The organism is Arthrobacter sp. K5 (assembly GCF_040448525.1).
GTDB classification, from domain to species: Bacteria; Actinomycetota; Actinomycetes; order Actinomycetales; family Micrococcaceae; genus Arthrobacter; species Arthrobacter globiformis.
In genome coordinates, this window is the sequence record NZ_CP159279.1 from 1,957,499 (window position 1) to 1,983,491 (window position 25,993).

General features: G+C 60.9%; 25 protein-coding genes. 10 read left to right on the plus strand and 15 right to left on the minus strand.

Annotated features, from left to right (window positions below; translation table 11 throughout):
* Window positions 1-36: 36 nt before the first annotated feature.
* From ABRP34_RS08750 to ABRP34_RS08760, 3 genes are all read left to right on the plus strand, one after another.
* On the plus strand, window positions 37-270 hold the full coding sequence (locus tag ABRP34_RS08750) for a hypothetical protein (RefSeq protein WP_353712914.1): 234 nt from the start codon (window positions 37-39) through the stop codon (window positions 268-270).
* Between the two features lie 93 nt (window positions 271-363).
* The gene (locus ABRP34_RS08755; protein WP_353712915.1) at window positions 364-573 is read left to right on the plus strand and encodes a hypothetical protein; all 210 of its coding nucleotides are present in this window, start codon (window positions 364-366) and stop codon (window positions 571-573) included.
* 553 nt (window positions 574-1,126) lie between these two features.
* On the plus strand, window positions 1,127-1,747 hold the full coding sequence (locus tag ABRP34_RS08760) for a carboxymuconolactone decarboxylase family protein (protein ID WP_353712916.1): 621 nt from the start codon (window positions 1,127-1,129) through the stop codon (window positions 1,745-1,747).
* Between the two features lie 868 nt (window positions 1,748-2,615).
* Here the strand turns inward: ABRP34_RS08760 and ABRP34_RS08765 are convergent.
* A complete protein-coding gene (locus ABRP34_RS08765) occupies window positions 2,616-3,431 on the minus strand; it encodes a hypothetical protein (RefSeq protein WP_353712917.1) in 816 nt (271 codons plus the stop codon).
* A gap of 286 nt (window positions 3,432-3,717) precedes the next feature.
* Between ABRP34_RS08765 and ABRP34_RS08770 the strand changes: the two genes are divergently transcribed.
* From ABRP34_RS08770 to ABRP34_RS08780, 3 genes are all read left to right on the plus strand, one after another.
* Entirely contained in the window at window positions 3,718-3,867 is a 150-nt protein-coding gene (locus ABRP34_RS08770; protein WP_353712918.1) for a hypothetical protein, read from the plus strand.
* Between the two features lie 449 nt (window positions 3,868-4,316).
* The gene (locus ABRP34_RS08775) at window positions 4,317-4,694 is read left to right on the plus strand and encodes a hypothetical protein (protein ID WP_353712919.1); all 378 of its coding nucleotides are present in this window, start codon (window positions 4,317-4,319) and stop codon (window positions 4,692-4,694) included.
* Between the two features lie 261 nt (window positions 4,695-4,955).
* Window positions 4,956-5,516, plus strand: coding sequence for a hypothetical protein (locus tag ABRP34_RS08780; protein WP_353712920.1), 561 nt, complete (start codon window positions 4,956-4,958; stop codon window positions 5,514-5,516).
* Here the strand turns inward: ABRP34_RS08780 and ABRP34_RS08785 are convergent.
* A complete protein-coding gene (locus ABRP34_RS08785) occupies window positions 5,488-6,573 on the minus strand; it encodes an acyltransferase (RefSeq protein WP_353712921.1) in 1,086 nt (361 codons plus the stop codon). The two genes, ABRP34_RS08780 and ABRP34_RS08785, sit on opposite strands and share 29 nt — an antisense overlap.
* A 411-nt stretch (window positions 6,574-6,984) precedes the next feature.
* Between ABRP34_RS08785 and ABRP34_RS08790 the strand changes: the two genes are divergently transcribed.
* Together ABRP34_RS08790 and ABRP34_RS08795 are read left to right on the plus strand one after the other, a co-directional pair.
* Window positions 6,985-7,215 (plus strand): hypothetical protein, encoded by a 231-nt coding sequence (locus ABRP34_RS08790; protein ID WP_353712922.1) that lies wholly within the window; start codon window positions 6,985-6,987, stop codon window positions 7,213-7,215.
* Window positions 7,175-8,617 (plus strand): hypothetical protein, encoded by a 1,443-nt coding sequence (locus ABRP34_RS08795; RefSeq protein ID WP_353712923.1) that lies wholly within the window; start codon window positions 7,175-7,177, stop codon window positions 8,615-8,617. Before ABRP34_RS08790 ends, ABRP34_RS08795 begins: the two co-directional genes overlap by 41 nt.
* A gap of 96 nt (window positions 8,618-8,713) precedes the next feature.
* Here ABRP34_RS08795 and ABRP34_RS08800 read toward each other — a convergent pair whose 3' ends face one another.
* From ABRP34_RS08800 to ABRP34_RS08815, 4 genes are all read right to left on the minus strand, one after another.
* Window positions 8,714-9,394, minus strand: a complete 681-nt coding sequence (locus tag ABRP34_RS08800; protein WP_353712924.1) for a hypothetical protein — start codon at window positions 9,392-9,394, stop codon at window positions 8,714-8,716.
* A gap of 298 nt (window positions 9,395-9,692) precedes the next feature.
* Entirely contained in the window at window positions 9,693-10,934 is a 1,242-nt protein-coding gene (locus ABRP34_RS08805; protein ID WP_353712925.1) for a MinD/ParA family protein, read from the minus strand.
* Window positions 10,935-11,203: 269 nt separating this feature from the next.
* Window positions 11,204-11,380 carry a hypothetical protein gene (locus ABRP34_RS08810; protein ID WP_353712926.1) on the minus strand — a complete coding sequence of 59 codons (177 nt, stop codon included), beginning with the start codon at window positions 11,378-11,380 and terminating at the stop codon, window positions 11,204-11,206.
* Between the two features lie 763 nt (window positions 11,381-12,143).
* The gene (locus tag ABRP34_RS08815; RefSeq protein ID WP_353712927.1) at window positions 12,144-12,959 is read right to left on the minus strand and encodes an MBL fold metallo-hydrolase; all 816 of its coding nucleotides are present in this window, start codon (window positions 12,957-12,959) and stop codon (window positions 12,144-12,146) included.
* Window positions 12,960-13,120: 161 nt separating this feature from the next.
* Between ABRP34_RS08815 and ABRP34_RS08820 the strand changes: the two genes are divergently transcribed.
* Window positions 13,121-13,255: a hypothetical protein gene (locus tag ABRP34_RS08820; RefSeq protein ID WP_353712928.1), complete on the plus strand. Its 135-nt coding sequence runs from the start codon at window positions 13,121-13,123 to the stop codon at window positions 13,253-13,255.
* A 73-nt stretch (window positions 13,256-13,328) separates the two neighbouring features.
* Here the strand turns inward: ABRP34_RS08820 and ABRP34_RS08825 are convergent, their stop codons facing one another.
* From ABRP34_RS08825 to pdhA, 3 genes are read right to left on the minus strand one after another with little or no spacing between them, the layout of a single operon-like run.
* Complete coding sequence (locus tag ABRP34_RS08825) at window positions 13,329-14,963, minus strand: dihydrolipoamide acetyltransferase family protein (RefSeq protein ID WP_353712929.1); 1,635 nt, start codon at window positions 14,961-14,963, stop codon at window positions 13,329-13,331.
* Window positions 14,964-14,967: 4 nt separating this feature from the next.
* Entirely contained in the window at window positions 14,968-16,080 is a 1,113-nt protein-coding gene (locus ABRP34_RS08830; protein WP_353712930.1) for an alpha-ketoacid dehydrogenase subunit beta, read from the minus strand.
* Window positions 16,077-17,333 carry a pyruvate dehydrogenase (acetyl-transferring) E1 component subunit alpha gene (pdhA, locus tag ABRP34_RS08835; protein WP_353712931.1) on the minus strand — a complete coding sequence of 419 codons (1,257 nt, stop codon included), beginning with the start codon at window positions 17,331-17,333 and terminating at the stop codon, window positions 16,077-16,079. Before pdhA ends, ABRP34_RS08830 begins: the two co-directional genes overlap by 4 nt.
* A 159-nt stretch (window positions 17,334-17,492) precedes the next feature.
* On the opposite strand from pdhA, the gene ABRP34_RS08840 reads away from it, so the two are divergent.
* Window positions 17,493-17,957: an Lrp/AsnC family transcriptional regulator gene (locus ABRP34_RS08840; RefSeq protein ID WP_353712932.1), complete on the plus strand. Its 465-nt coding sequence runs from the start codon at window positions 17,493-17,495 to the stop codon at window positions 17,955-17,957.
* Between the two features lie 818 nt (window positions 17,958-18,775).
* On the opposite strand, the gene ABRP34_RS08845 is transcribed toward ABRP34_RS08840, so the two are convergent.
* The 6 genes from ABRP34_RS08845 to ABRP34_RS08870 form a co-directional block, all read right to left on the minus strand.
* Window positions 18,776-20,284 carry a polysaccharide biosynthesis tyrosine autokinase gene (locus ABRP34_RS08845; protein ID WP_353712933.1) on the minus strand — a complete coding sequence of 503 codons (1,509 nt, stop codon included), beginning with the start codon at window positions 20,282-20,284 and terminating at the stop codon, window positions 18,776-18,778.
* 355 nt (window positions 20,285-20,639) lie between these two features.
* Window positions 20,640-21,830 carry a glycosyltransferase gene (locus ABRP34_RS08850; protein ID WP_353712934.1) on the minus strand — a complete coding sequence of 397 codons (1,191 nt, stop codon included), beginning with the start codon at window positions 21,828-21,830 and terminating at the stop codon, window positions 20,640-20,642.
* A gap of 36 nt (window positions 21,831-21,866) precedes the next feature.
* Complete coding sequence (locus ABRP34_RS08855; protein ID WP_353712935.1) at window positions 21,867-23,051, minus strand: polysaccharide biosynthesis C-terminal domain-containing protein; 1,185 nt, start codon at window positions 23,049-23,051, stop codon at window positions 21,867-21,869.
* A 61-nt stretch (window positions 23,052-23,112) separates the two neighbouring features.
* A complete protein-coding gene (locus ABRP34_RS08860) occupies window positions 23,113-24,069 on the minus strand; it encodes a glycosyltransferase (RefSeq protein ID WP_353712936.1) in 957 nt (318 codons plus the stop codon).
* 109 nt (window positions 24,070-24,178) lie between these two features.
* A complete protein-coding gene (locus ABRP34_RS08865; RefSeq protein WP_353712937.1) occupies window positions 24,179-25,273 on the minus strand; it encodes a glycosyltransferase family 4 protein in 1,095 nt (364 codons plus the stop codon).
* Complete coding sequence (locus ABRP34_RS08870; protein ID WP_353712938.1) at window positions 25,270-25,962, minus strand: acyltransferase; 693 nt, start codon at window positions 25,960-25,962, stop codon at window positions 25,270-25,272. Before ABRP34_RS08870 ends, ABRP34_RS08865 begins: the two co-directional genes overlap by 4 nt.
* Between the last annotated feature and the right edge of the window lie 31 nt (window positions 25,963-25,993).

Below are 25,993 nucleotides of genomic sequence, written 5' to 3' on the forward strand. Positions count from 1 at the left end.
GCAGTCCCAGGCGATAGCGAATGAGGCCCCGTCCAGATGAATTCTGGAGGGGGCCTCATTCGTCGGGCTGACCCGCCGAGCTCCGCCCACGTGGGCAAGGCACTGACGTTCACCGTGGAGGGCACCAAGACCGGCTACACCACGGCCACCAAGACCTCTGCGGCCACCGGAACTGTCATGGCACTCAACCCTGTCCTGACTGCACCGGTCCCCAAGATCACCGGAACGGCCAAGGTGGGCTACACTCTGACCGCGGTCCCGGGAACCTGAAGCCCGGCACCGGTAACCCTGAAGTACCAGTGGAAGGCAAACGGTGTCGCCATCACCGGCGCCACGGCAAGCACGTACACTCCGTCGACGGCAGTGCTGGGCAAGACCCTGACAGTCACCGTGACGGGGTCCAAGTCCGGCTTCACCACGGCGACCAAGACCAGTGCGGTGACGGTCGCGGTCGCGGCCGGGGTACTGACGGCGCCCGTTCCCACCATCTCGGGCACTCCGACGGCGGGATCGGTGCTCACCGCCGTGCCCGGGGCATGGGGACCGGCACCTGTCACCCTGACCTACCGGTGATACGCCAACGGCATGCCGCTCAGCGGGGAAGTCAACAGCACCTATACGCCGATGCTCCCCGGCTAGGCGATCAGCGTCAGGGTGACGGGGACCAAGCCCGGCTTTACGACGGCGGCGAAAACCTCCGTGGCGACGGCACCCGTGACCTGACCGGCATCCCTCCAAAGCGGAGCCTGGGCCAGTAACGGCCGCTGCAACTCCTGGAGTTGCAGCGGCCGTTTCTTTGTCCTCCTCACTTCCCAGGGGCCGCCAGCGTCTGCTCAGCTTGGCGCTCCGCCACCGGGCTGGCTTTCGAGCCCCGGCGCCCGGCCTTGATGGGATGCGCCCGAGAAAGGTCACGGCAGCCACGGGTTCTGCGTACACGGCCAAGTAGGACGTGATCCGGTTCAGCCTGAGCCATCAAGCCCGCCCAGGGGTTTCATGGACAGCGCGCGCGTCGTTTACAAACAACGGCCCGAAGGCCACAATTAGTCGGATCACGGCCCCCCACCCGTGGCTGTGCGCGGCGTCGCGTCCGCAGCGGTTTCCCGCCGCCGATCCCTGAGGAGCGCTCATGACCATCCTGAAAATGACGCCGGAAGCCGAGGCGTCAGGGCTGACGGCAGAAATTTACGATGATGACCGGCGCTCGCTCGGCTACGTGCCGAGCCATACGAAGGCCATGAGTCTGAACCCGGAGGCCTACATGGCCTGGGAGTCTCTAATCAAGGCAATTAGCTCGTCTTTGGGCCTCCGCCGGTACGAACTGGTTACCCTGGCTGCCGCCCAGGGGATCGGGTCGACGCATTGCCGGTTGGCCCACGGGAAGAAGATGCTCAGCATGCTCGGCGAAGATGAGTTGATTGCGATCGCCAGAGACTTCCACACTGCCGGACTTTCAGAGGCTGAGGTGGCGATGATGGACTACGCGCTAAAGCTCAGCACCGATGCGGCGTCCATGACGGACAACGATGCACAAAAACTCCGCGATTTCGGATTCAGCGACAGGGAGATCGCCGATATTACGTTCGCGGCCGCTGCACGGAACTACATCAGCCGGTCGGTGTTGGCCATGGGCGTCGACCTGGATGTTCCGGAAGGCGTTAGCGACGAGCTGCAGAAGGCGCTGCTGTCACCTCTGCCTCAGATGCAGTCTAAGTTGGCAGCGCCCCGAAAAAGATCCGCCGGTGATTGAGGGGACCTCAATCGGTGTGCCAGCGGGTCCTGCATCTAGCAAGCGAGCTGGCGGAAGGCCGGGCTTAGTCGCGGGATCTGGCCCGGATAATCCACGGCGGAAAGACCGCTGACTGCAACCAAAGATCCAAGCATTGCTGCCAGTGCTGATGCGTATTCAAAGATAGTCATCGCGGCCACACCTTCCAGTTGTGATCCGGCGACACGACCCGCACGAATCGGCGCCTACTGAGAAGGAATGCAGCATGTTGGATCAAGATTTGGAAACGGTCCGCCTCGGACAACAACGAGTCCAGCGGCCCCCACAAACGCCGTTGGAATCTTTGCGCCTTTTCAGAGGCTAGCCAGCCTGCCCCGGAGCGGTGATCGGTGTGCCAGCCCAACAGCCGGATTTGTCACCGGAAGTGGGGACAAGGGAGCTTTATGAAGCCACCCATGGCAATTAGGAAGCCCACGACGCAAAGCGAATCAGCAGCCATCGACTGCATTGCAGCAGAAACAGCGTCGGGGAGACCTCCGCCCCGCCGGGTACAGTCTGTGACCAATGGGGGCAGATTCTCATATGGCGTGACGGTCAACCCGGCGGGACCCGTGCCTGCATCAACGCCTTCGACTCCATGATTGTGGTCAACCCGTCCACGCAGAAAGTGGTGGACAGATCCGTTGACGGCAATCAACGCCGGGCGGCTGCACCCGAACCGGGCGGGCACGCTGGGTTTCTCGAGGCGTACATCCCCAGCGGGGCTATAGAGGGAACGGCCACCCCGTGCAGAGCCCGAGTAGTGGCTGGTTCCGCCTCGGGCGCGACGACGGTGCCCGGTGCCTCGGCCGGTAGCACTGTTTGGGAAAGCTGGCGAGCCGGCGGTGCCTCAACTGCTCGGAGGCGCGAGGCAGTGCTTGACCACGAAGACATACTCCCCCGTCAGCGTCCAGTTCCCAGTGGTCACCTGCTGGTTTATGGAAGCCAGGTGCCTATCCGCACTCGATACCAGCTCGACACCGTAGTAGCCCCAGCGAAAGCCAGCCGAAAATCTCTGACTGATCAGGGCGGCGGCCCTGTGCTGCACTTCCTTGGTTACGGCCTGTTCAGACGTGTCGGAGAGCTGGTTGAAAGTGAGCTGCTCTCCAGAGAGTGAACTCCTTTCTTCAGGGGCGACGCGGTCTAAAACCAGTGAGCACACAATGTCTTTTAGAACCGTCTTGCCCGCTTCTGCCACCTGATTTTCCTCGATTGGGCTGGGAACTGTCGCGCCGGCAGCTACCGCCGTTTCCGCATCTTCTAGATACCTGGCGGTTGTGGCTTGTACGGGCGGCACCAGTTTATCGGCTTGCGCGGCCGACTCTTCTACAGCCCTCCCTCGTTCGATTGCCTGACGGACGTTGGAGTCTCCCGCAGTTCCTTCCGGAGGATTAGCCAGGAGACGCGAGAGCTCGCTGGTCTCGTCGGTGGCCTTTCTTCCTTGCAACAGCCATGACTGGGGTTGCCGCAGCCTTGATTCAGCGCTCGCGGCGGCGCGGGCGACATCGTCCGCATACTTTGCCGCTGCTGCCCCTGCCCCACCGGGACATGCTGCAGCCGTCAGCACAAAAACAATGCAAAGCGAAGCCCCGAAGATTCTGTTACCGCGCTTAGCTTCATGAGGCCGGCCGGAAGATGGCTTCGGGGGGTGTCCAAGATCCTTCATAGCCAACGCCTCGAATTCATAAGGCTGGTCGTAACTGTTCCGGACGGCATCAGCGCGTCAACGCCATCCACACGACCGCCGCGGTCAGCACGGCCAAAAGACACAGTCCTGCATAGGAGAGGGCCCGGAGCCGGCGTTGCCGTGTTTGTCCCTGTTGAAAACGGTCAAGATTCCGGTTCCCCATGCGGCCGAGGCTAGACAGGAAACCTTGGACTTAGCTTGGGGCCGCTTGGGACCGGCTGACAGCAACCGGGCCGGAGTGCCCGCGAGAAGGACGCACCAACTAATGGCCCGCGGCATCGCCTCATACGCGCTCCTTCTGTTGTTTCAGGCGAGCGGCCGAGTAATCGCCCAGTCGCCGCACGCGGCCGGCTGGTGGAAAATCCTCTCCCTCTGGGGTTTCCTGGCGCTGCTGGCCGCCTTCACCGCGGCGTAGGTCAGTGGCATGGGCCCGGTGCGGATTGCCAGGGCCTGGCCTGCCTGATCCTTGCCGGGATGGCGTTCCGGCCCCTGGCCGTTCCCTTCGCAGTTCCGGATGGCTTTGGCGCACCGTGGCTGGTCGGCCATGATCAACGCCGGGGCCGCGATGTGCGCGTTTGGTGCCGGCGTCCGCGCAGGGTGCGGCCAAGCCGTCGTCATCGGTGCAGTGTTTGTCAGCGTACGGACGGCGCCGCAGGGTTGCTCCGCACCACTGCTGGTGGCGCTGGAAGATGCCCTGTTCGCCACGGTGCCTGGCCTTATCATCTGCGTCAGCATCGGCATTCTCCGGCAGAAAGCGCGGATGCCGCGGCCGAGGACGCCATCTCCCGCTACCGGGAGGCCTCCGCCGCAACCGCGCTCAACAATGAGCGCCTGCGGCTGGACGGGCTGCTGCATGACAGCGTGATGACCGCCCTGCTCACCGGCGTGTGTGCCGGGTCACCCGAGGAACGGACGGCAAGCGCCGGCCTGCCCCGCAGCGCACTGCAGCAGCTGGACCAGCAGGGAACCGGGCACTTTGAAGCCGCGGCGGCCACACTCACCGAACGGGCGGCCCAGATCCGGTTCACGGCCGACGGCGGCACTAACGTTCCGGAGGTGCCCGTCACCTGTGGTTCGCCCGATCGCTTTCTCCTGCCGGCCGACGTCGTCCGTACCGTTATGGAGGCAGCCTCGGAGGCCGTCAACAACGCCCGCCGCCACCCGCACGCGGACCGCTGCGACGTGCACCTTGCCGGGCGCCCCAGCGGGCGGATTGCACACGTTTCGGGTCACCGTCCGTGACAGCGGAAACGGCTTTGGCCCTCCTGCTGGTCCCCGACCGCAGGCTGGGATCCGGGTCTCCATCACCGGCCGCCTAGAAAGTGTGGGCGGATCCGCCACCATCACCTCCGCCCCAAACGCCGGCACTGAAGTGCGGCTGGAATAGGAAGGGGATGCGACATGATCGGGGAGATTTCCACGAGGGTGATGATCGTCTTGTGCTCGGTCTTCGTCACGGTCCAGATCAGCCCGGGCTGCTGAGCCTGGACCTGGTGATGCCGTGTGGCCGGCGCTGCTGGCCATGGCCAGCGGGCACGGCGAGGGCCAGTCCGCAGGGCGGCCGGTGGGCGTGACCATATCCGCCTCCAGCGCGCCGAGACCACCGCGTATACGGTCAACCTGTCGGACGGGCAGCTTACGGTCATCGACCTCCGCGCCCGGCGGGTGCAGTCCGTCATTAATGTGGGCAGGTTCACCTATGACGTGACCGTCAACTCGGCGGGGACGCGTGCCTACATCAACGGCTTCGACGCCGTTGTTGTGGTGGATCTGTCCACGCAGAAAGTGGTGACCCGGGTGCTTTTGACAGCCATCAACGCAGGGCGGATGCACCTGAACCGGCCGGGAGCCCTGGGCTACTCGATTGCCGGGCATGACGGCAAGGCGCCCGCCGGCGGCATCCTCCACGTCATTGACCTGGCCTCGAACACCGTCGTGGGGACCGCGCCCGTCTGTTTCCTCGGAGATCCCATGGCCTTTGAACCTTCCGGGCAAAGGGCGTACATCCCCTGCGGTAACACGCTGGGAGGAACCGTCAACCTCGTGCAGATGCCCCAGAAGTAGCCGGCTCGGCCTGCGGTTCGGTGAAGATGGGCGTCTCCTCGGGCCGGCGCGTGTCCGCCACGGGGCCGCCACGGGAGCTCCCGTTCCTGAGCCGGGCCTCGATGGGACGTTCGAAGAAGGTGTAGGCGGCGCCGGCAAGCGGGATGGAGATGGCAATTCCGACGGCGGCGAACGCGGCCCGCTGGGCAAGGCTTTCCGGTCCGAGTTCCAGGGCTGTGCGGAGTACGAGTTCGTGGACCAGGTAGAGGGCGAAGGACCATTCGCCCAGTTTCACTATGGCAGGGGAACTGGCGAAGGTGGGTCGGCCTCCGCAGCGGTCACGGTCCGCATAGGCAGCAATCAGCAGGGCGAAGCCGGGAATGCAGAGCGCACCCGCCAGCTGTCCCGCGGTGTGCCAGGGCGCGATGCCGTCGACGACCTCGAGAATGAAAAACGAACCGATGGCCGCGGCCGCTCCGACACCGATGCCGAACCTGGGCTTCCAGCCTTTCCGCATGGCGATGGCCAGGCACACGCCCACAATGAACTCCGCAATCCTGAAGGCGGGGAACGTGTAGAACAGGGCTCCCCAATCGAAGCCGGGGACCAGCGCGAGCAGCACGGATATGAAGGACACAGCGACCACGAAGACCGTCGCGCTCACGCGGAAGAGGTTCCCTGGTTCAAGGCGTGCAAGCCGTACCGCCAGGAACGGGAACACCGCATAGAAGAACGCTTCGCACGAGAGCGACCACGACACCCCGTTGTAGGCATAGACCCACTGCTGGTCGCCGAGCCATCCCTGAACAAGAAGCAGGGAGGCAAGGAGTTGGGGAACCGACTGGTCCCCCTGCGTTGCGAAAACAAGGACGACGGCGGCCAGCGCCGTGAGCGCGTGCAGCGGCCAGATCCTGGCGAACCGGCGCCAGTAGAACTGCTGCTTCGTCGTCTGTGGGTTCATAGACCAGGCGAGCACGAACCCGGACAGCAGGAAGAAGAACGTCACGCCGGTCTGCCCCATGGACACGAGCGGGTACATCTCGGGCACCAGCGTCACTGACGCGTGGTACAGGACCACGAGTATGGCGGCTACGAACCGCAGTCCTGTCAGTGAATCCAGCCGGGCGCGTGAAATGGTCTTTCCTCCTTGGGTGACGGCAATGAACCGTCTAGTCTACCCACGAAAAGGGGTAACATCACAAAAAGGTAACGAATCGTGTGGCCACTGTGGGTCTCGAGTCGGGCACCTTGGGTCAAGCGGGAAGACGACGGTCAGGACCGTCAAGTTCCTACTGATGACGCGGCTGTGTTAGGTCCTGCCGGCGGGGTATGGCAACTTACGTGCCAAATTTGGATCCGAACAACATGCCAATTACCTGACCGGCATCGTGAAGAACTCCAGCGGTGCAACGATCCCCGGCAAGCGGGCAGTGATCAAGCTTGACGCGACCGGGCAAATTGACGACATCACTATTGAGGACGAGGCCTAATGGCACTTTCCAAGGATTACCAGGTCCAGCGTGACCGCACCCTCGCCCGGACAAGCTTCGACAGCCAGAAGTCTGTGGCACGCGCCCGCGCCGAGTTTGATGACTGGCCCGCGTTCACTGAGGCATGGGCGAACCTGACCGCGTGGACGACCCCCGCAACACCCGGCGTGCAGGTTTCCGGTGGCTCGCATGTACAGCACTGGCACGGGCAGCTCGGGTTCGGGAGCTAACCACTCGTTCGCCGTGACGGCAACGGGTAAGTTCCGCATGGTCGCGCAGGTCAAGCTCGTCGCGTCCCCGACTTCCGGCAGCCTCATCGTCGGCATCAACTCTGACGCGGCCGGGGCAATCCCGACCGCTGGCGCTGCTGGTGTGCGCGGATTTTCGTTCGCGCAGAATGGCGACATCCTCGCCCTGACAAACCCCATCGTCCCCGGGACCACCACGCCCGCAGCGGGAAACGTCATCCTCGGCACATGGTCGGCGGGAACATGGACGGTCACGATTGTTGGCGACGGCACGACGCTCTCCGCAACACTCGTCCCCGCCAGCGGTGCCACCGAGTACTACGCGAAGTGGGCGCAGAATAGCTCAGCGGTGAACAACCTCTATGTGTTCTGCTCGGACAGCCGCGCACTCACCGGTCACTCGGTCAGGCCGCTCGGTGCACGCAAGGCGTTCGCGTCCCTGCCGCCCTCGGCAGAGATCGAAGCCAAGGCTGCTCGGACAGCGATCTGGACGGCGCCGCACGGCAGCCACAACGCCCGCATCACCTTCCCCGCAGGGCACGACTCCCGCGTGCCGTACCCGCTGGTGATCTTCTGCCACGGCTCCACCGGCAACGAGCACAGCCTCACCGGCACCGGCAACCACCAGTCGGTTGCCACAGCCCTCAGCAACGCCGGCTACATCGTCGCCAGCACCGTGGGCACGCCGGCTGACGAGTGGGGCAACCAGTCACTCCTGGACGCCGTTGTCTCCGTGTACAACTACATCCGTGACCGTTGGGCCATCGGCCCGGTTGTCATGTGGGGCGGCTCCATGGGCGGCCTCGGCGCGCTCCTGACGGTGGCTGATAACCGCATCCCAGGCATCGCGGCGCTCATGCTCAACCAGCCCGTATGCAGCCTCTCCTACGTCCACGCCAACGGCTTCACCGCCGGCGTCCGGGCAGCGTACGGCATCGCCGGGGACGGGTCCGACTACGCAACAAAGACCGTGGGCCACGCCCCGATGCTCATGGACGGAACAGCGTTCCGCGGGGTTCCAGTCTGGATGTCCTACTCGTTCGGTGACACCGCTGTACGCCCGGCACAGAACGGCGTGGCCCTCGCCAACAAGGTCAGCCCTACGCCAAGAGCGTCACCGAGTACGTCGGCACCGGCAACCACTCGGACGCTTCCATGTTCGTCCCGTCCATTCAGGTGGACTGGCTGTCCCGGCAGATCGGGAACTAGCTATTTGATGGACATCCACTCGTCGTCGGCCCGGGACTGTGCAGCCCGTTCCAGGTCGGCGGTGAAGGTAGCGGCGGTGCAAATGACGCCGATCATCAGGCGGAGGCGGCGGCCAGCGAATACACGGGGCCGCCGCCTGTCCCACCTTCGATCCAGCAAAATGCGGCGACGGTAAAGCAAGCGACCGCCGCATAGATGAACCGCTTGGCAATGATGACGTGTTTCCCCGAAAAATCATGGCCCTAGTTTAGGACTAAACACGACCGAACCATTACGGGCCGACGACCTTCACAACGTTGTCGGCCCATAACCGGGACCCCGCAGGGTTGGGGTCGATGTTGTTCTTGAGCAGATTCTTCAGGTTGCCGGCCTTGGTGAATGCCGACTGCAGATCAACAGTCGGGTAGCCGAACCTCTGCGCCCAGAACTTTAGCTCCAGGACACTGTTGGCGCTGTACGCTGCCCGCGCATTAATCGACGGGTTCTGAAGCATGACAGCAGCAGGCGTCTTGCCCCACTTCTCATCAATGATCGACATCAGCCGCCAGCTCGTAGCCGAGGAACCCCCGGAGACGTAGTTGTGCCCGTAGTTCAACATGACGAAGGATGGGCGCTCCGGCACCAGCGTGGCGGCGTTCTCAATGGCAAACGCCTGCGATGCCCCCACCATAGACCCGTTCCAAATGGTGATCTTCCGATCCGGCCCCGGATACGTCTTGACCGTGTGGCTCCACTCGGACTTGTCCTGGTCCCAGAAGTGCAGTGAAACAGTCCCAATCGTGGCTAGGTGCTGGGCATACAGGTCCACCCATTCGCCGGGCTCATTGCTCGTAGAGTCTCCAAGCACCGAAATAACCAGCGGGTTTGGTGACGCGATAGTGGCCTTGATATCAGCAAGCATGACCTTCGGGTCCGGCGCCGTGGCCAGCGTCGGCGTGGGCGGGTTCTTCAAGTACTCGGATGCCTTCCCGGACGCGGGAGGCGGGGTGGGGCCCGACAACGCCACCGCAACGACCCCGCCAATCGATGCCAGGAGGACGGCGAACCCACCAGCGATGGCGGCTATCCGAAGACGCCTCTGACGACGGCGCGACAAACGAGACAAGGCTTCCCCCAAAAATTTGACCAGGTTTGTGGCCAATTCTACGGCCCGCTTAGGGATCCATAAGACCGGTTAAGTGCCGCGCGTGTGAACTTGGCGTGGGACCCCACACTGTCGTTCGATGGTTTCGTCCCCCGAGGCTAATTCGTTACCGGTACCCGTCTACGATCGCAGCGGCAATCTCTTTGTATGCACGTCGAGTTTCAGGCTTCAGGTGATCCAGGGTGACCAAATCACCGTCGGCCACTCCCCTGTCGTGCGGCACGGCGATGAGTTCCCGGCACATCCCCGCGAGGTGCTCCTCGATGGCATCCTTGTCCACGCGGTTGGACACCTCATCCTTGTCCGTGATAACCACAATCGCGTTGCGGGCCAACTCCTCGTAACCGTGGCCAGCGAGCCACTGGAGCGTGCTGCGGGCTCGTTTGGCACCGCTCACCGCGTACCCCGCGGCGATTATCAGGTTGTCCGCGGACTGCAGGATCCCACTCATAGCGTTGTGGGTCACGCCGGTGCCGCAGTCGGTCAGCGCCACAGAGTAGTAGCTGGAGATAAGCTTACGGATCCGCAGGTATTCCTCTGCGGTCAGCGAGTCGGACACTTCGGGGTCCTGCTCGCCGGCGATCAGGTGCAAGCGCCCGGAGTGGTGCATGTAGCGGGACAGCTCCGTCAGCGAGTCGACAGACTCGATGTTCTTGAGCAGGTCCGTGATGGTACGCGGGGTAGCCTTCTGGTAGATGCCCTCACCGAGGGCGCGCTCCACGAGGTCACCCGAGTCCGGGTTCGCGTCGATGGCACAGGGCGGGTCGCCGCGGAACTCAGCCAGCGTAAGCCCCACGCCCACGGTGGTAGAAGTCTTGCCGATGCCGCCCTTGAGACTGAGCACGGCGGTGTTGAAACTGCCCTGCAGCTGGCGCGAGATCCGGCGCGCCAGCGCGTCCTCTTCGCGTTCGAGCGCGCTCGGGCCGAGGTTCCAGGCGCCACCGGTGGCCCGGTACAGGAAGCCGCGAAAGCCCTTCTTCGGCCGTGGTTTCTGCTCGCGAACAAACGACGTCGGCATTGCGGTGGCGTCCGCTGTAGGCGCCTCGGGTTCCGGGAGGCTTTCCGGAACACGCGATGACGGTGCTCCCGCCGGCTGGCGGTCTGGCGCCGGCGGGGCGGCCGCGGCGGGCGGCGAGTCGGACAGCGCGTCGGCGGCCGCGGCTGCTTCCGCCCAGGAGGAGCTACGGAGGGGCCGGGGCGGTGCAGTCGGGTCAAGTGTCACGGCGGGAAAGGTTCCTGTCCAGGCGTCGGAGCCGTCGGCATTGCGACGACGGAAGCGGCGGCGCAGCTCGGGCTGCACCTCGTCGGTATCGGCCTCGGCTAATCGGTTATCCGCTGGTTCAGGCATAATTCGGTCCCCCGGGACTCGCAGCAGCGTCCTGCTGCGGTGGTCGATTGGCTTGGTTCAAGCATCCATTCTAGGTGCTTACAACTGCCCGAACGGTCAGCACCCATGCCAACAATCCGTGAGGTCGCCGGAGCGGCATCCGTCAGCTGTGCGTCAAAGCTGCCGATACGACGGCGATGGTGGCCACCAGAAGGACGGCCAGCGCCACGTAGCCCCACCATTTGGGCCTGCTGCGGTGCGGGTTGATGTCGATATACGGCACGCCTACTTCACACGTCCCTGGGCAACCGCGGGACGGGAACGGCGGCAGGCGCAGCGGCCCGGCGCTTGAGCCGCAGCATCCAGTAGAGGCCCGCGAACGGTACCAGCAGGGTGCCCATCAAGGCGGATAGTGCGAGTACAAAATCGGTGACAGCCACGGTTGAGACCTCCGTAAGCGGCAGCACCTTCGACGCCTTGGTAGCGACGGTGCTCCATATGCGACAAAGGGACTGGGAATGGATCCCCCATTTGGATCATTCGCCAGCCTACTTAGCAGCCTAGGGCGCTGTCCAACTGGACACGCCCTTTTACCAACTTCAGCCGAGTATTCGTTTGTACGCTTTGTTACTACCCGCTATGGGCCCAGGGCCAGCATCACCACCACAGCGGTCGTCACTGCCAAGGCTGTGAGACACAAATAGGCCAGCAGGAGACGCTCACTGCGGCGCGCCTCCCACCGCGAGCCCCTGCCGTACCGGGCTCCTGCACGAGATCTCATGCGGGAGATGCTATGCACGGCAGATCAAGAAAAGCTCAGCGTTTCCTCAAGGAATGCTCAAGACCCCACAATCCGCCTGCACGAGTCCTAGCTTCCGTCGCCGCGGTGGATGCCGGTAGCAATGTAGCCACGGAGCCGGCGGGGAAGTCGATGCGGATGCCTGTCATGCCCCGCGTGTGGGCCTTTAAGCGGCGGCAGCGGTTCCACGGGCAGGCCTGCCGCAGCTGACCTGAATTGGTCCTGCACACGCGGCATGTCCTTCGTGTCCAGCCAGGACCGCCTGGGCGTCGGGTCATCGGCCACTATGTTCTGTTCGACGAAGCGGCGGATTGCTGCGCTGATTCCGGTCCTCATGACCCAACCTTAGGGAGCCCCCCCTGCCCGCCAATAGCGTAGCCAATACCTGTCTTTCCCGGCGTCGTGTACTCGAAGCACGGGGAGTACCCGGTTCAGTGCTGCGGACGGGTCTCCTGCAGGCGCTTGATGAACCAGCGCGACTGCTCAGGTCCGTAGGGCAGCACGGGAATGGCCTTGGTGGCGTCCGCCGGGGTGTCCCGGATTGACTGCCGCGCCTGCCGGACGGCTGTTGTCATGGTGTCGGCCATGGTTTTGACGAACCGGTCGCTGCACGGCTCCCCATGTCCGGGGACCAAGAATTCGTAGCGGTGACGGAGCGCTGAGAGGTGCCGCAGGGCGTCGGCCCACTCTTCGGGGTAGGAGTCCTCGAAGGACGGATGCGAGCCCTGCTCCACGAGGTCGCCGGCGAACAGGGTGGAGGTGGTTCCCACCAGGAGGTCACCGTCGGTGTGGCCACGGCCCAAATGGAACAGTGTAACGGTCTGCCCGCCGAGGTCAACGAGTACGGGCTGGTCACGGACAATCGCGTTGGGAACGACGAGCTCCACGTTCTCGCCCTCGCCGGCGGCCATCTCGGGTTCGAGGTCCGTGACCTCACTGCGCTGGGCGACGCCGTTGTCGCCGATCTCCTCGGCGCAGTTTTCATGCGCCCAGAACTCCTCGACGCCGGCCGCAGCGAACACGGCGTTCCCGAAGAAGTGGTCGTAGTGTGCGTGGGTGTTGACAACAACAAGGGGAAGAGGCGTCTTCTCGCGGACGGCGTGCAGGATTTCCTGGCCCTGCCGCGGTCCGCAACCGGTGTCGATCACCATGGCCCGCTCGGTCCCCACAATGAGGCCGGTGTTGAGCTTGGAACCTTCAGTCACCAGCACATAGTTGTCCGTGCCGACGTCTAGCCATCGTGACATTACTTCTCCATACATCTGGGGAGCATCTGCGGTCGTCAGGCCTCGATTCTATCCATCAGACTGGGGAACATCGGTGAAGTGGGTCCCGCGTTCACATCCGCAGGTCGTAGAGCAACCCGGAATTTACTCATCAGAAATGCTCTATTGGATATGATCCGGCCATGGGGACTAAACAACACAGGCACTACTGCGAGACCTGCAACGCGATCACCAACCACGTCACGTCGTACAACAATGACGGCGACCGTCTGGTGGCCTCTGTGCGTTGCAGTGATCATTCGGACATCACCCTGTAGGACGCGTCGGCCTTCGCCGTCGGAAGAGATCAGTGACGGCGAAGGTCCGCGAAGGGATCCGGGCGATTTCCGGCTACAAGTCGGCCAGCAATGAAGTTGGGGATTCGATTGCATCCGCCACGTAGCGAAGGAAACCGGCAGCTGTTCCGCCATCACAGACACGGTGGTCAAAGGTCAGGGTCAGCTCCGTGACTTTGCGGACGGCGAGTTCACCGCCGACTACCCAAGGTTTATCGACGATCCGGCCCACGCCCAGGATTGCAACCTCTGGGTAGTTGATGATCGCCGCGGAACCGTCCACTCCAAACACGCCATAGTTGTTCAACGTGAAGGTTCCGCTGCCGAGTTCAGCTGGTGTCGCCTTCCCGTCCCGTGCGACGGCCGTCAGCCGCTTGACCTCGGAGTCTATTTCGCGGGTGGTGAGCTTGTCCGCATTGCGGATGGAGGGAACTACCAAGCCACGTTCTGTTTGAGCAGCAACCCCGAGGTTGACCCCGTCGAATGACAGGATCTCCTGGGACTCCGCACCTGATGTGTCCTCGGCGCTGACAAAGCGCGTATTCAGAGCCGGGTACTTCTTCAGGCCCGCCGTGACAAAGCGGGCAACGAATGCGAGCAGGCCGGGCGTGTTGCGTGTATCGGTCTTCTCTAGGCTGGCGCGAAGCTCAACAAGCGCCGTGGCGTCGACGTCCACCCAGACCGTGGCCTCAGGAATTTCGGACCGGCTGCGGGCCATGTTGGCCGCGACTGCCTTCCGGATACCGCGGACAGGGGTGCGGCTGGTGATGTTTAGGCCGGTGCGAGGGTCAATGACGTGGTCAGTGGTTTTGGCCGGCTTGGTTTCCACGGGCTCAACCAGCGGAGCCTCAGCTGGTCTGATTTGGACAGGCTTAACCATCGGTGAATTGATGGCGGCCTCTACGTCGCGGCGCATGATTAGGCCACTCTCCCCAGAGCCCTGCATATGGCCCAGGTCCACACCATGTTCTTTCGCCATCCGGCGCACGAGCGGCGAGATGACTGCGCCCAGCTTTCCGGGGACTCGAGTGCGCTGGAGAAGTAGATCATCTGCTGAGGTGGTCAGCTTGGTTTCGGCGCCTTTGGTTTCGACAGGATCAACCAGCGGCGTACGGGTTTCGATATGCTCAACCAGCGACTGCGCACGACGGGGACGGGTTCGGCGGACCGTTGCAGTCCCTCCCGGTGTTCCATAACCGATGAGGACGTTGCCGGACCCTGCTTTTTCTTCGGTGCGGTAGGCTTCGGCTGCCGCTGATTCCTTGGCTTCGACGGGCTCAACCAGCGGGGAGTTGGCTTCGACAGCCTTGGTTTCGACGGGCTCAAGCAGCGGGGAGTTGGTTTCGACGGGCTCGGTTTCGACAAGCTCAATCAGCGGCGCCGTGATTTCGGCAGACTCGGTTTCGACAGACTCAACCAACGGCGTCCCGGTTTCGACAGGCTCGATAGACGGCGTCACCGAGATTAGGGGCTTTCCTACGTCCAAGGTCTGGCCTGGTTCGCCGTGCAGTTCGGCCACGGTGCCGGCATAGGGGGACGGAACTTCCACTACGGACTTCGCCGTCTCGACTTCGGCAATGGGCTGGTCAACCCGGATTTCGTCGCCAACGGCCACAAGCCAGTTAACGAGTTCGGCTTCGGTCAGTCCTTCACCGAGGTCGGGCAGGAGAAATACCTTGGTTTCAGTCATCTAATCAGTCTTCCCACTGGAGGTCGTCAACGGCGTCGAGGATGCGGTCCACGCCGGGCAGGTAGTAGTGCTCGAGTTTCGGCGCCGGGTACGGAACGTCGAATCCTGTGACGCGGCGGATCGGTGCCGCCAGGTGGTGGAAGCAGCGTTCCTGGACCCGCGCCACGATCTCGGACGACACCGACGCGAACCCGTGCGCCTCGGCTATCACCACGGCACGGCCGGTCTTCCGGACAGAGGCGGCGACGGTTTCGTCGTCGAACGGCACGATGGTTCGGATGTCGATGACCTCCAGCGAGCGGCCTTCCTCGGCCGCCGCCGCGGCGGCCGCTAGTGCGGTGGGGACGGAAGGCCCGTAGGCGATCAGTGTTGCGTCCGTGCCGGAGCGGGCGACGGCGGCGCGGCCCTCCGTTGAGGTCCCTCGGTCGGCCTTCGCTTCATAGTTCGCACGGAGCCTTTCCAGGTCCACCAGGTCCTTGGACCAGTAGAGCTTCTTGGGCTCCATGAACATTACGGGGTCATCCGAGTCGATGGCCTCGCGGAGCATGAGGTAGGCGTCGGCCACGGTGGCCGGCGTGTAGACCTTCAGCCCTGCGGTGTGGGCGTAGTAGGACTCGGAGGAGTCGCAGTGGTGTTCCACTCCCCCGATGCCGCCGGCGTAGGGAATCCGGATGACCAGGGGCAGCTTCACCTTGCCCTTGGTGCGGTTATGCATCTTGGCCACGTGGCTGACGATCTGCTCGAAGGCGGGGTAGGCGAAGGCGTCGAACTGCATCTCGACGACGGGGCGCATGCCGTTGATGGCCATACCCACGGCCATGCCGACGATTCCGGACTCGGCCAGGGGCGTGTCGAAGCAGCGTTGCTCTCCGAAAGCGGCCATTAGTCCGTCGGTGATGCGGAAGACGCCGCCCAGTTTGCCGACGTCTTCGCCGAAGACCAGGACGGACTGGTCGGCGTGCATGGCATCGGCCATGGTGGTGTTCAGTGCCTTGGCCATGGTGACCGGCTGCGGCCCTGCTGCTTCCGCAGTAGCCGCGGCGGAGGCGGCTGCCCGGGCCGTGGCGGAGCTGACGTTGCCGTTGGCCTCGGACGAGGTGGTGATGGTCGGGCTCAATTGGTGGCCTCCGTTTCGGATGCAGCGCCGGCGGCGTCGCGGGCGACCTCGTCGGCAAGCAGGGCCGACTGTTCCTTGAGTTGCGGTGTCGGACTAGAGAAGACGTATTTGAACAGGTCCTGGGGATCGACCGGCACGTCCTCGCCGAGGCCGTTGCGGAGTTGCGTGGCAATAGCTTCTGCCTTCTGCGTGATCCGGGCTTCGCCGTCGTCATCCAGCAGTCCCCTGCCCGTGAGGTAGGTGCGCATCCGGCTCAGCGGATCCCGGGCCATCCACAGGGCGACTTCGCTGTCCTGCCGGTATCTGGTGGCGTCGTCGGCGTTGGTGTGTGCCTGCATGCGGTAGGTGTGCGCCTCGACCAGGAGCGGTCCGGAACCCTCGCGGGCGAGCTTGACCGCGCGGTCCAGGACGGCGAGGAGTGCGACGACGTCGTTGCCATCCACCCGTTCGCCGGCCATGCCGTAGCCCACTGCCTTGTGCGCAAGCGAGGGAGCGACGGACTGGTGGGCAAGCGGCACCGAGATGGCGTACTGGTTGTTCTGCACGAAGAAGATGACCGGAAGGTGGAAGACGGCGGCGAAATTCAAGGCCTCATGGAAGTCGCCCTCACTGGTGGCGCCGTCACCGCACATTGCCAGGACCACGGTGTCCTCGCCGCGGAGCTTCGCGGCGTGCGCGACGCCCACGGCGTGAAGCAGCTGCGTGGTGAGCGGCGTGCACTGGATACCGACTTTGTGTTTGAGAGGGTTGTATCCGCCGTGCCAGTCGCCGCGGAAGATCGTCATGGCCTGGACCGGGTCCACACCGCGGGCCATGACGGCCACGGCGTCGCGGTAGGTGGGGAACATCCAGTCGCCTTCGGCGAGGCACAGGGCGGCAGCCACTTGGCAGGCCTCCTGGCCGTGGCTTGAGGGATAAACGGCCATGCGGCCCTGCCGGACGAGGGCCGAGTTCTGGTCATTGACCCGGCGGCCGACGACAAGCTGCTCGTAAGCGGTCAACAGTTCATCACCGCCGGGCAGGGGGTACTCGTGGCCGGGTTCAGTGCCCTGTTCGGAATGGTGCTTCAGGTTGCCGTCCTGGTCCACCATTTGAATCTGGTGGCGGGCCGGCAGCATGTAGTCCTCGGCCGTTATACCGAATTTACGTACCGCCTCGGCGGCTGCGCCGGGCAGGTACGTGTCCTCGGCCTGTTCAGGTGCGGGTTGAGCCTGCGTGGCCCCGGGGGCAGGGTGGTCTGCCGAGATCGTCATTGGTCCGTCCTTCTGTAGCCACTATTCACTCTCAGTATCTTCCCGGACGATGTTTCGTATCCAGTGCCAGCGCCAATCGTGGAGAAGTACGCGCATGTCCCCTATTCTGAAAGACAAACTGCAAATGTGAGCTGTCTAACTGGCGGGAGTTGGAGACAAATGGCTGAGCCGGACGATGGACAGACGGCGGTGCCGCTGGACGACGTGGACCGCAATATCATTACCGAACTCACGCGGGACGGCCGGATGTCCGTTACCCAGGTGGCCGAGAACGTCCACATCTCGCGGGCGCATGCCTACACGCGGATCACACGGCTGACGGGCCAGGGCGTGCTGACGAAGTTCACGGCGCTCGTGGACCCGATAAAGGCGGGCCTGAAGTCGTCGGCCTACGTAACGCTCAAGGTGCAGCAGCACTCATGGCGGGAGTTGCGGGAACAGCTACGGGCGATACCCGAGGTGCATCACATTGCTCTTGTGGGTGGGGATTTCGACGTCATCCTGCTGGTGCGGGCTGTAGACAATGTGCATCTGCGGCGGGTGATCTTTGACAAGTTACAGCCGATGGCTGGGGTGGTGGATACGCAGACGTTTCTCGTGTTTGAGGACGTTGATACACGGTAGTCCGGTGCTCAGGCTCTAGCCGGTTTGAGCTCCGCCATGCCGCTAGGAGAAGCGGAAGTTCTTCGCGGACGCGGCAAGTCGGCGTTGGTCCCGGCTGGGACTCCTTTGAAGGACGACTTACACGTGCACAAAAGGTAGCCGAGGGCTCTCTTTCCGTTGAAAAGGAGTACATACTGCGTCCGCCATCAAGCGGGATGCGTCCGATCTACTTGATGGCCATCGTGCCGTTGTGGGGCGTGCCGGCGGCATCACGGTGGCCCGGCGGGACCCTGCCCACGATTTGAGCATGCTAAGTACGTGCTGGCCCCGAGTCTGCGAAGCCAGGGGTGCGCTTCAATTATTCGCTCGCTAAGTAGGCGCCGGCGCTTCCCGGGCTGAGAAAGGAGGCTCAACTCGGGAGGCGCCGGCGCTTCCCGGGCTGAGAAAGGAGGCTCAACTCGGGAGGCGCCGGCATGGTCTTTTGGGTAGTAGTCCAGTCGAAAAGGGATGCTCGCCCGGCCCCGATTCAGGTCCACACCGCCATCCAGAACCGTCGTGTCCGCCATTACACGCATCACCGTAATCGGCACCCGCCGGAGGGTGCCGCGGCCCGCGGGAGCCGACAAACCTCCGTTGAACAGCCTACTGACAATGCCGCCCCGAGTATTTACTTCAGGCTGGACCGCAATGTGCTTATTTCGTTTGCACGAACGACCCAAGCACACCTCAGTTGAAGGACAACGTATGCCAGGAGTCGGTCTGCCTAAGGTGCGACTCAGAACCAGAAATCATAGTGGATCAGTTAGGCACCCGCCAACCCAGCGTCTTGAACGACCATTTCAATGAGCTCGATCTGAAGGCGACGATGGAAAAGTTCCAGTCGGCCGTGCTTTTGGAAACGAAGCTGCAGATTCGAGGGCCTTCTCAAAATCATCACCAGAGTAGCCCCCAGGTGAAGGTTTGCGATGGTGACGGCTCTCGGACTTGCCACCCGCATCGTCACTCTGACCGTAATAGCTGTAAGCATATGCGTCAGGCCCTCTCACCGGCAGCCTGTTCATGACGATGCCTAGGAGAGTTGCCCCCACCATGCTGAGCGAGCTGAGAGTCTTTTCAAGGTCGTGCTGTCTGAGTTTCTGAGTGCCGACGACGACGACTACACCGCCCACGTGCTGGGAGAGAACCGCCGCGTCCGTAACCGGAAGGAGCGGCGGAGCATCTATTACGACGGTGTCGAACGCCTGCTCCAACCGCGAGATGAGGTTCTTCATTTCGTTTGAACCTAGCAATTCGCTCGGATTTGGCGGAATCTGCCCAGAAGTCAAGACGTATAGATTGTCTTCGCCCCACGGCTCCAAGAGGTCATTCACATCCGCAGCCCCAACCAACGCCGTTGTCAGGCCCGCGTTACGATCCAGCCCAAGATACTCGTTGACCATTGGACGGCGAAGGTCTGCATCTATTAGACAAACAGTTTGACCCGCCTGGGCCAACGCAATTGACAAGTTCGTCGCCGTAGTACTCTTTCCTTCACCGGGCAAAGATGACGTAACGAGCACCGTTTTCGCGTGACCGGAAACATTTGCAAACTGCAAGTTAGTTCGGAGCTGACGGAAAGACTCCGCGCGATTGCTTTGCGCCGGAACTTGGGTCAATAGTGGTTTCCGAGTGGCGTCTTGATCGAAAGCAATGCCTCCCAAGATTGGCGCATCTGTAACCTGCCGAAGGTCGGCTTCGCCTCGTATTCGGCTATCCAGTGTCGTTCTAAAAAAGGCGACCCCAAGTCCTAATGCTAGGCCCGCGACGAGCCCAACGATAAGGTTTAGCTTCGTATTGGGCGCTGAAGGTGCCGTGGGTGCAGTAGCCGGTTTGATGATGGACAGGCTGACCGGCGAGGTTCCACCGCCCTTCGGCTTCTCCAAGTTGTCCACCGCTTTGACAAGGCTGCTTGCGACTGCTTGCGCGATGGCAGCCGACTGCACAGGCGAGGCATCAGTCACGGACACCGTAATCAGTACGGTGTTTAGATCCGTCGATGCTTTCACCTTCTCGGCCAACTGATCCGAGGTTTCCGGCAGGCCAAGAGAATCAACCACCGGCTGCAGCACGATCGGCGAGGCGACAGTCTTAACGTACGACTGAACGCGGGCCTGGCTGAATGTGTTGCCCTGCTGTAGCTCTTGAACAGACCCAGAGCTCTGGATGGCGACAAACAGCTGAGTTTCCGCGGTGTAAGTCGGTTTCGCGAGAATTGAAGCGAGTCCACCGATCAGAACCCCGATAAGAGTTAGTCCCACGATAGAAATCCAATTACGGCGCAAAATGCGCAGATAGTCCCGTAGGTCCAAGCCGGGGTCCCCCTGTGTCGATTGCTGGAGGCGGCCAAGAGGGCACGCCACCAGAACGGCGATATTCGTGCGGTCAGGCTCATCATACCCGTTCCAAAGATTAGACAGGCTTACGGACCAACCTCCGCCGCCCTACACGTGCTCTGTTACATCGGCCGGATGTACCGAGGTGCTCGCTGCCCTGAGGCGAGAGCAGCACGTGTGTGTAGCAGCACCAAACCGAAGACGCTGATAATGCCTTGACCTCACCTACAAACTTTTAAATGTCCATTTCAGTACGGTCCTATGAACTACCAATCCTCGAGAGAGCCGAAGCGGAGGTGTCACCAATGCCAAGGCCGCATCATCAGCCGCGCTATCTCGACAATTCAGCGATGCTACTCCTGACACCTTCCCGAAATGCCGCGGCGGAAAAGCTCTTACCGACGGCCACGAATGCCCGCGAACTCGCATCGCGGAGCTCCTCTTCCGTCGACCGGGCGACGGCCAAGACGAGATCTTGGGAAACAGACGAGACGCACAAAGCTGCCTCGGAGGGAATACCCTCCATCCCGACGGGGGTGCTCACCACAGGGAGACCTCGACTCATCATCGTAATAGTCTTCAGTTTGACACCGGCGCCAGCCCAGATGGGGACGACACCGGCTGCTGCGGAAGCGAAAACGGTATCTAAATTCTCCGCAAAGCCGACGTACTCAACAAACGCAAAACGACCTAAGAAATCAATCTGGCTATCGCTGGCGCCAGCACCTACAACTCGCAAAGTCATCCCGTTCTCCTGGAACACTTGACCCGCTTCAATAATCAGCCGACGAAGACCATCCCAGTTAGGCGGGTATCCGAATGTGCTCATCCATACAAGTGTGCGGGAAGTCGGTTCGAACCGCTTGGGGTTGTCCGGCGATGTTTCGATTGAGGAACGAATCACAGCATCTGGGGACCGCCTAAACACACTCTTCAGGCGCGGACCTTCTTCCGGAGCCGTCACCCAGACAGCTTCAGCCGACCTAAGAACGCGTTTCTCAAAACAGTAGCTCAAGCCAGCATTAAACAAGAACTTAGTCTTCTGCCGAATAGACCGAAGATTGTACACGCTATTAAAACAAAAAAAAGTAAAAACGTTAGCCTTATCCCATATTACACGGACCGATCGAAAGTGCCGGGAATAGACACCAGCCGCCTCACCCAACAGGATTACGAGATCATATTGATCTCCATTCGTGCAAATAAACTCATCGAGTTCTTCACTATAGGGACTGTAAAAGAGCGGCGGAGTGAGATGGCGCAAGCCGAAAAACAAACGCCGAGCACGATTAATCGGGCTAGACGAAGTACTCATGGGGCTGAGTCTAAAAACCCGTACATCTGCATTCGGCACAGCACTCGCAAACGCGGATATATCGCGCTCCGTGCTGTCGCGCCTCAGTACGGACAAGGCCGTGAGGTCACCTAAATCTGACAGAACCCGCAGCATCATCAGGACACGTAGGGCATCACCATGATTCTGGGGAAGTGGAAGATACGTGGATACAGCAAGAATCTTCACCGAAGATTTACCTTTCAAATTTGACGAGGTCTGAAATCAGGTTCTTAGGCGCCTGGAATATGCGTACAGCGAGACGCATTTCAAGCAGAACGTGACTGCCATGCCAGCGGCGGCACCGATAATTCCCCAAAACGAACAACAAATCACTAGCATAAGTAGAAGTACAACGGAAAAGATGACGCCATTCAGCGCGACATATCGCTCAAAACCCTGGCTCTGAAGAACGCTCCCCAAGGGAGAAGAAAGAGTTACGAAGGGAAGGCCACAGAGAGCTATGGCAAGAACCGGCGCGGAGGGCTCAAAAGACGGGCCAAATATGAATACAATGATCTGTACCGAAAATAGGCTAATCGGCAAAAGTACAATCAGCAACGACAGAAACAATAAACACAAACGGTCAATAAGCCGAGCGGCGGACGGGGCTTCTAGCCTAGCGGAGTGTGGCATCAACACCGTCGTGAGGGCCTGCGGAATCAGCTGCAGTGGGTTAACCACCTTGGTCGCCGCGGAGTAAAGCGCAGCTCCCCCCACTGAGACGAAAACAGCAACCAGCGAAGTATCCAAGAAACGCGAATGCGCACTCAGATTACCTACGAAGTAAGGCCAAGCCGACCCGGCAACCTCTCGGAAACGGTCCTGTTTTCTTTTCCTGACGCCGAAACGTTGTGCAAGGCGCCAGTCAAGATGAAGACTATTCATCGCACACACAAGAACATACGCAACGGAAAATGGGACAAGAGGATCAACTCCCAGGACAACCGCTGCAGCGGTGGCGACTAGCGGAACTACGCGGCGGAGTAAAATAGATGCATTCGGCACTACACGGTTGCCATCCGCCACATAAACGCTGAGACTCGTTTCGATTTTCTTCTCAATGGACAAACCGAGGACAAGAATTGAAGCCCATGCCGGCAAAAAGCCGAGCAAGGCACCAACGACAAAAATTGCGGTAGAGGATATCGCCAGCACTCTCGCAGATAGAGCATTGAATCGAAGGCCAGCCACGACTTGCTGGACGCGCCCTAGCGCACTCGCCTTGACGATCAGGGTATTCATTCCAAAATCAAAAAGTGTTGAGACCAGAATTGCCATGGAGGTAATAATAGAGAGGAGGCCGAAGTCTGCTAAGCCCGTAGACCTGGCCAGTAATATCAGGTTCGCAGCCTGCAGCGCGCTGGAAAATCCGCGCGCAAACATCATTGCGAGAAACTGTCGCTTCAATGGGTTCCCAATTACTTTTCATACTTCATGGCGTCGTCAGCAATCCTGCGCTCTAAGCCTGTTATTCCACGCCAGAACTGGTCTTCGAAGCAGCATGACCGCCGCCCGTACGCAGAGACGCATACTCACGAAAGTGCTGACCCGTAATTGCCTTGATGTAACCGCGGCCCGTCTGCAATGTCCTCCAAGCCTGAATTCGGGCATTCCCACTGGGTGAAGAAACTACCAACGTTGCGGAACCCTTGATAATGCGAAGGATCCCCTCGATGAGGATCTGAGATTTGGGCACGCAGTTCACCTGTACCCTGACTCTGGCCTGCAGTTGTCCATTCCTAAGGTCTCTTTGTCTAATCCACCGAGGCGTGGTGCGAGAAAGTGGAACTGATTCCACGACCAATGCGCTCTCCGCCCAAACGCAACTCCCGCCCTGTGCCTGGAGGCGATAGAAAAGCTCTACGTCAGATCCACCAGTGAGCGAGTACGTTTCGCTGAAGCGGAGTCCCTCACTGCCCGAGAACCATCCCGCAGATACCAGAGTGTTGTTTGTCGCGACGTCGGGAACTCGCGCCAAGTTCGGGCGCTCGATCTTCCTAAAGTACGGTGCAGCTTCGCGCAGGAATTCAGTTCCAGGGGGCAATTCATATTCAACAGGACCCGTTACAACGTCTATCTCACCATTATTCCAGACTTCGAGCAGTTCACTGAGCCAGTTTGATGAGGCTACCTCGTCGTCGTCAATAAACGCAACGGCTTTGGGACGAAATGTCGCTGCGGCATCGAGACCCGCGTTCCGAGCGGCTGCAATGCCTGGCACGGGTTCAGACACATATGTCGCAATATCTGCGAAATTCTTGACGGTTTCCGCAGCAGACAACTGGGGATCATTATCAACAATCACGATGCGATAAGAAACAGAATCCAGCCCAGTCTGATTTTGAAGGCTAATCAATAGTTTCCGGAGGCTCTCCGGCCGCTTGTAAGTGGCGACTGTAACAACTACATCGACAGTGGGGTTCATGTATGTGTGCTCATCTTAGTAGTGGGCTGGAACAGGCAGCCACAGTGGGGGAAAATAGAAACTGGTCAGTCTATCAGGAGCGTGGTGGAGGCAAAGCAATCGTTCAGGGCTACCGGTTGGCATGTTTCGCGTATATCCCAGCCATGTTTTTGGCGAATGCAGCCTGGTTGAATCGCCCGTCAAATCGACTTCTGGCTCTACGGCCCGCAGCAAGGACCTCGGCTATGGAAAGGCTCTCAATGCGTTCAGTCCATTCTCGAGGATTTCCCGGACTTACCAGCCAGCCAGTTTCGCCATCGCTAACAATCTCCGTGAGGCCTCCCGATCGGCTCGCCACGACTGCCCGTCCGCTGGCAGCTGCTTCAAGTGCGATGGTGGGTAGTGGATCGGGGTTGGTACTAGGGACAAGAACTACATGGCATCCCGTTAAAGCGTCAGAAATATCTCGGACCTGTCCACAGATGCGTACGGATTCTTTATTCGCCAGCTCAGAGACCATACCGACCACATCGACCGAATCGCCAATTTCAGGAGGGCCCCCATATATCCGCAGTTCTACGTCCTGACGCTGCAAGTTACCCCATGCTTCCAGAAGGGTCTGGTGACCCTTCCACGTGTTCCATCGACTCGCCAGAACGAATACTAGCTTGCCGGCCGAAGGCTGGGTTTTGGCCGGCAATAGATCGAACCCGTTGTACACCACCTTGCTCTTTAGCTTCGCGCTCCCTGGGAGAGCATCTCTTACCGCTTCACTAACGCAAACAATTTCGGATGCGCAACTCAGCGGCAACTGCAGGATACGCCTCGTTACGCCCGCGAGATACTCGTGTAGATGCACGACGGCCGGTCGACCCAGCAACCGGGAGAGTGGGGCCAAGAGGGCTAGCGCGGACGTATTGATGTACAGAAGCTCGAACCGTTCCATCCTCAGTCTCCTGGCCGTCTTCAAGAAACGGGGCAGAAGAGCGAGAAGGCCAAGCAGGTTCATATAGGAGCGGCGCAGTACTGGAAGATCGACAAAGTCTACGTCGATTTTTCGCTTCGCGAGTTCTAAGCGCAATTCATCTCCGGCATAGTGCACGTCCAGCGGGAGCCAGACGTTGGCTTCGTAGTCAGCCGGTAGAGCATCAACCAGCTCCAGTAATACCTTGTCTGCTCCGTACATTTCATTCGAGGGGTGCACAAAAAGGATCCGGGTTTTCAACGGTTCCCGATCTTTTTGGCCGGAATGCCCGCCATGATTGATTGCTCATCAGTCGACTTGGTTACTACAGCTCCCGCCGCCACAACTGATCCGCGCCTAATAGTCACTCCTGCAGTGATTGTGACCCCGCTCGCAATCCAGCAGTCGTCCTCGATGGTTATTGGAGCCCAAGCAACGCCTTGACTCTTTATGTCACCGGGGCCTTCAAAGTTATGGTTTTCGGAAAACATGCGAACACCTGGACCAAGCATCACATTATTCCCGATTGTCACACCTCCTGAACAGCCGATGTAACCTTGCGGGCCTATGCTGGAATTATCGCCCACAAGCAGGCCTACGCCCAGGTCGCGAGAATAGTAGCTGCTAGGCCTTATCATTGTGTGGCCGCCGATCGACACCATGTTGCCAAATCTAATTCCGTCACGCGACAAACCCTGAATTTCGGCCCCATCTTCCACAACATTTTGTGAACCCAATTGAATAAAACTCGGGTTCCGAATTACTGTTCGTCTGCCTATGAGCGGTATTCCAGCACACGACTTCAGCTGAGGACGCAGAACAAGTCCCCGCAGAGCCATGCGGCCGACCTTCATCGAAAGGGCGGCGCTGACACGAGTCCATTCCCTTTCGCGCCCAGCATCGCGGACCCTGGCTCTCTGCTCAGTAACTAGTCTTTGTATTGCATTCAATGATTGTCTCCTACATTCCGTTCAGGTTTGG